Genomic DNA, 5,081 nt, shown 5'->3' with positions numbered 1-5,081 from the left:
CGACAACATCGTTCACGTTGCAGGCAAAGTCGATCCGATTGCCGACATCGAAACCATCGGCACCGAGTTGGCACTGGCTGACTTGGCCAGCGTCGAAAAAGCCATCGTCCGCGAAGAAAAACGCGCACGCTCAGGCGATAAAGACGCGCAAAAACTGGTCGATCTGTGCAAAAAACTGCTGCCTCATCTGGACGAAGGCAAGCCTGTACGCTCCTTCGGTTTGGACGCAGAAGAACTCGCCATGCTCAAACCGCTGTTCCTGCTGACCGCCAAACCTGCCATGTATGTCGGCAACGTTTCCGAAGACGGTTTTGAAAACAACCCGCACCTCGACCGCCTGAAAGAATTGGCTGCAAAAGAAAACGCGCCGATTGTGGCTGTATGCGCTGCGATGGAAAGCGAAATCGCCGAATTGGAAGACGACGAAAAAGCCGAATTCCTCGCCGAGATGGGCTTGGAAGAACCGGGCCTGAACCGCCTGATTCGTGCCGGCTACGACCTCTTGGGCCTGAAAACCTACTTCACCGCCGGTGTCAAAGAAGTCCGCGCTTGGACCATCCACAAAGGCGACACTGCGCCACAAGCCGCCGGCGTGATTCACACTGACTTTGAACGCGGCTTTATCCGTGCCCAAGTTATCTCCTACGAAGATTTCATCGCCTTAGGCGGCGAAGCCAAAGCCAAAGAAGCCGGCAAAATGCGTGTAGAAGGCAAAGAATACGTCGTACAAGACGGCGATGTGATGCACTTCCTCTTTAACGTATAAACCCAGCGTAACGCTTTTTCAGACGGCCTTTTCTAAGATTAAGGCCGTCTGAATTTATTTTCAGACGGCCTCATGTCTTGGAATATCAACAAAATAAGACATCATCTCCATAATAAATGCGGATATAGCCCGTAATTTTTCTCTCTTAAAATCTCCCATTTCTTACCGACGCCTTACCTAAAAATAGCGCAAGGTTACATCATCAATAACAATACCATTGATATGACAATAAACAATTTAACAATACCACATCGTATTGATTCATTATAAAAACAACATATTAAACATTATGTTGAAACTATCAACCGTATTCCTACTCTAATCTATTACTATTCAAACGCATATCATCAGCAATCATTCTAAGAAGGCAAACAAACTGCCCAGTACTGACAAACGATGGCCGACCTCCGAAATGCCCCCACTCTCGGCAGGAATCACTTTTCAGACGGCGCCATTAAAATAAACTAATTAAAATCAAAATATTATGAGCAAAGTTTTATCTTACCGCCCAGATATTGATACATTGCGTGCCGTTGCTGTTCTATCCGTTGTCGTTTTCCATATTGAAAAAAACTGGCTGCCTGGCGGCTTTCTTGGTGTCGATATCTTTTTTGTCATTTCCGGCTTTCTGATCACGATGATTATCCATCGTGAAATGAGCAGCGGGATTTTCTCGTTCAAAAAATTTTACATCCGCCGTATCAAGCGGATACTGCCCGCATTTTTTACCGTATTGACGGTAACGCTGGTATGCGGCTTTCTTTTATTCACCAAAGATGATTTCTTCCTTTTATGGAGGACAGCCCTGTCCACCTTGGGGTTCATCTCCAATATCTTTTTTGCAAAGGGTCAGGGCTATTTCGATCCCATACAAGAAGAAAAACCTTTGCTTCACATATGGTCTTTATCGGTCGAAGAACAATATTATTTCGTCTTCCCGATATTGCTGTTACTGGTAGTCCGCAAAAGCTGGCGCACCCAGTTTGCCTTCCTCATCACGCTATGCGTATTCAGTATTTTGGCTTCTTTTATGCCAACTGCACTGGATAAATATTACCTGCCCCATCTGCGCGCCTGCGAAATGCTGATCGGCTCATTAACAGCCGTGTGGATGCAATATCGGCAACAACAAGGGCTGGATACCGGCAAACCATATGCGGCGGCAGGCGCATTACTTTCCATCTGCGTACTGTTTGCCTGCCTGTTTGCCTATACAGAAAAAACCGCCTATTTTCCAGGGCCTGCCGCCATCATTCCTTGTTTGGCCGCCGCCGCATTCATTTATTTCAATCAATTTGAACACCGGCTGAAAAAATTTTTCCAATGGAAGATTACCGTCGGCATAGGCTTAATTTCCTATTCGCTGTATCTGTGGCATTGGCCTGTATTGGCTTTTATGAGATACATCGGTCCAAACAATCTGCCTTCGTATTCGACTGCGGCCGCGATTATCTTAATGTTTGCACTCTCCCTGCTTTCTTATTATTTTGTCGAGAAGCCGTTTAAAAAGTGGAAAGGCTCTTTTGCCCAGTCTGTGACATGGATTTATGCCGTCCCCATGCTTGTTTTGGCTATTACGCCTTTTCTTGCCATGAAGCTCCCGTTTATGGAGCAATACGACCGCATGGGATTGGCACGTTCCTACACTTCTTGTCACAACAACACCGACAAACAGTGTATTTGGGGCGATACCGACAAACAGCCGGAATTACTGATTCTAGGCGATTCGCATGCCGATCAATATAAAACGTTTTTTGATACCGTCGGCAAAAAAGAAAAATGGTCGGCAACGATGGTTTCTGCGGACAGTTGTGCCTATGTAGAAGATTATGCTGCACCCGTATTCAAGAAAAACGCCTCCTGCCGTGCCGTTTATCAGTATGCCAAAGAGCATCTGCCCCAATACTCAAAAGTGCTTTTGGCCATGCGCTGGGGCAGCCAAATGCCTGAAAACAGCAACTCCCTTGCTTACGATCCCGATTTTTTCAAAAAATTCAACCTCATGTTGCAAAAACTTTCTTCGGAAAAACAAGCGGTTTACCTGATGATAGACAACCCTAATTTGTCATACAACGGCTTGCGCGCCCATATTCTGTCTTACCGCATACCGGGATTTAGTCAGAATCTTGCCATTGATGAAACAGTCACTTCAAAAGGAAATGAACGCATCAAAGAATTGGCAGAAAAATATGCCAATGTGCACATTATCGATGCCACTGCCTATATTCCGGAAAATTTCAAAATAAACGGATTGCCGGTTTATTCCGATAGAGACCACATCAACCCTTACGGCGGCAGAGAACTGGCCAAGCGTTTTTCTGAAAAACACACGCTTCTTCAGTAAGCCATAGCCATTCATCCGATGAAATTTGTTACAATTAGCAGTTTGTAAAACTGCTAATTTTTTTGGAAGATAACAATGAGCGTCATCAAAGACCTACAATCGCGTGGCTTAATCGCGCAAACTACCGACATCGAAGCCTTAGACGCTTTGCTAAACGAACAAAAAATTTCCCTCTATTGCGGTTTTGACCCGACAGCAGACAGCCTGCACATCGGCCACTTGCTGCCTGTATTGGCATTGCGCCGTTTCCAACAAGCCGGCCATACGCCGATTGCTTTGGTGGGCGGTGCGACCGGCATGATCGGCGACCCAAGCTTTAAAGCCGCTGAACGCAGCTTGAATTCTGCCGAAACTGTTGCCGGCTGGGTAGAAAGCATCCGCAACCAACTGACCCCTTTCTTAAGCTTTGACGGCGATAACTCCGCCATTATGGCGAACAACGCCGACTGGTTCGGCAGCATGAACTGCCTCGACTTCCTGCGCGACATCGGCAAGCATTTCTCTGTCAACGCCATGCTGAACAAGGAATCCGTCAAACAGCGTATCGAGCGCGACGATGTGGGGATTTCCTTTACCGAGTTCGCCTACTCCCTGCTGCAAGGCTACGACTTTGCCGAACTGAACAAACGCCATGGCGCGGTTTTGGAAATCGGCGGTTCCGACCAATGGGGCAACATCACTGCCGGTATCGACTTGACCCGCCGTCTGCACCAAAAACAAGTATTCGGCCTGACCCTGCCTTTGGTAACCAAATCCGACGGCACCAAATTCGGCAAAACCGAAGGCGGCGCAGTATGGTTGAACGCGAAGAAAACTTCTCCGTATCAGTTCTACCAATTCTGGCTGAAAGTCACCGATGCCGATGTGTACAAATTCCTGAAATACTTTACCTTCCTGTCCATCGAAGCAATCGACGCCATCGAAGCCAAAGACAAAGCCAGCGGCACCAAGCCAGAAGCGCAACGCATTCTTGCCGAGGAAATGACCCGCCTGATTCACGGTGAAGAAGCCCTTGCCGCCGCCCAACGCATTTCTGAAAGCCTGTTTGCCGAAGACCAAAGCCATCTTACCGAAAGCGACTTCGAGCAGCTGGCACTCGACGGCCTGCCAACGTTTGAAGTTTCCGAGAGCCTCAACGTGGTGGAAACTTTGGTGAAAACCGGTTTGGCGTCTTCCAACAAAGAAGCACGCGGCTTTGTCAACAGCAAAGCGGTTTTGCTCAACGGCAAACCTGCCGAAGCCAACAATCCGAACCATGCTGCTGAAAAACCTGACGATGCCTACATGCTGACCGACGAACACAAACGTTTCGGCAAATACACCATCGTCCGCCGTGGCAAACGCAACCATGCTTTGTTGGTTTGGAAATAATCTTGAAACATTAAACGCATCGTTTAAAACAATCATGCCGTCTGAAATCAGCCACGCTTTTTTTCAGACGGCATTTTCTATTTTTAGCATTCAATTTTCCAAAAAGAAAGGACAGGTTTTGCACCTGCCCTTCTATTAAGCCAATTTTTTAAGAAACTTTTATCCCGTACTTACTGCAAACGCTCATTTTCTTGACGGACGGCATTCACCACATCCGCGCCAAACAAAGCGTTGACATCGGTTTCATCAAACACATACTTGCTATGGCAGAAATCGCAATCGATTTGAATGCTGCCTTGTTCTGCCACCACGCCACCGACTTCCTGACCACCAAGCATCAACAGCATATCGCTGACTTTGCCACGGGAGCAGGTGCAGGCAAACTCGATGGCTTCCGGTTCAAAAACGCGGGGCGGGGTTTCATGGTAAAGGCGGTAAAGGGCGTGATGCGCATCCAAACCGGTCAATTCTTGCGGAGTAAGCGTTTGCGCAAGCGTAGTCACATGCTCCCACGCGGCATCATCCAATTCTTCTTCCGGCAGGCGTTGCAGCAATAATGCACCTGCTGCTTGGTCGTCGGCGGCAAGCGTAATATAGGTA

Annotated in this window: 4 protein-coding genes; 3 read left to right on the top strand and 1 reads right to left on the bottom strand. The window is 47.6% G+C overall.

What is annotated here, in order from left to right; translation table 11 throughout:
* The 3 genes from ychF to tyrS all read left to right on the top strand — a co-directional run.
* On the top strand, positions 1 to 766 hold a 766-nt coding region (ychF, locus tag ACTHUE_RS10745; RefSeq protein WP_440423451.1), incomplete at its 5' end, for a redox-regulated ATPase YchF.
* Between the two features lie 484 nt (positions 767 to 1,250).
* A complete protein-coding gene (locus tag ACTHUE_RS10740; RefSeq protein ID WP_107810444.1) occupies positions 1,251 to 3,110 on the top strand; it encodes an acyltransferase family protein in 1,860 nt (619 codons plus the stop codon).
* Between the two features lie 75 nt (positions 3,111 to 3,185).
* Positions 3,186 to 4,481, top strand: a complete 1,296-nt coding sequence (gene tyrS, locus ACTHUE_RS10735; RefSeq protein WP_107810443.1) for a tyrosine--tRNA ligase — start codon at positions 3,186 to 3,188, stop codon at positions 4,479 to 4,481.
* Between the two features lie 170 nt (positions 4,482 to 4,651).
* Here the strand turns inward: tyrS and hslO are convergent.
* The coding region (gene hslO, locus ACTHUE_RS10730; RefSeq protein ID WP_440423449.1) for an Hsp33 family molecular chaperone HslO at positions 4,652 to 5,081 on the bottom strand (430 nt) is incomplete at its 5' end.

The sequence above is a fragment of the Neisseria sp. P0021.S005 genome, from assembly GCF_051956955.1.
The sequence above is the reverse complement of the archived record's forward strand: the minus strand, read 5'-3'. Positions and strand labels throughout refer to the sequence as shown.

What these genes read in the sequence shown, in the direction of transcription:
- ACTHUE_RS10740 (WP_107810444.1), top strand. Translation starts at nt 1,251, where the DNA reads ATGAGCAAAGTTTTATCTTACCGCCCAGATATTGATACATTGCGTGCC.
- tyrS (WP_107810443.1), top strand. Translation starts at nt 3,186, where the DNA reads ATGAGCGTCATCAAAGACCTACAATCGCGTGGCTTAATCGCGCAAACT.